1 pseudogene is annotated in these 406 nt (G+C 60.6%); it reads right to left on the bottom strand.

The window, feature by feature from the left end:
* Positions 1–283: 283 nt before the first annotated feature.
* Positions 284–406 (bottom strand): annotated as a pseudogene (locus VTU_RS33230) (IS5/IS1182 family transposase); the annotation flags it as partial.

Genomic DNA, 406 nt, shown 5'->3' on the forward strand with positions numbered 1-406 from the left:
TCGCGTCGCCTTCGACGACGCGGCAGCGCTTCTCGCTGGGTCCAATCCGCGTCGCCCACTTCGAGCCAGATTCGCACTTGGAAGAACCGCGAACGGCTTTGTAGCACGTCGCACGCGGGCTTATTAAACTTGTCGGAAGTAAAGCCTCACATTGAGGCATAGCGACAAGTCGGAGCACGGAAGAAGCTGGCAACGATATCAGGCAGCTTCTGCAAGCGATGGAGGGTGCGGTCGGCGTTGTTGCATAAATCGACCTTCGAAGATGCCCCCCAAGAACACCAATTCAGGTGAGGCGTGCGGACCGCGGGCGAGCCAGAGAGGCCATGCGATTGAGCACGCCCGCACGGATGGCGACCTCGGTGGCCTGCGAGCCAATCGTGCGTGCCCACAGGAAATGGCTGGTCAG

It is taken from the genome of Verminephrobacter aporrectodeae subsp. tuberculatae At4 (assembly GCF_000193225.1).
GTDB lineage: Bacteria > Pseudomonadota > Gammaproteobacteria > Burkholderiales > Burkholderiaceae_C > Acidovorax > Acidovorax aporrectodeae.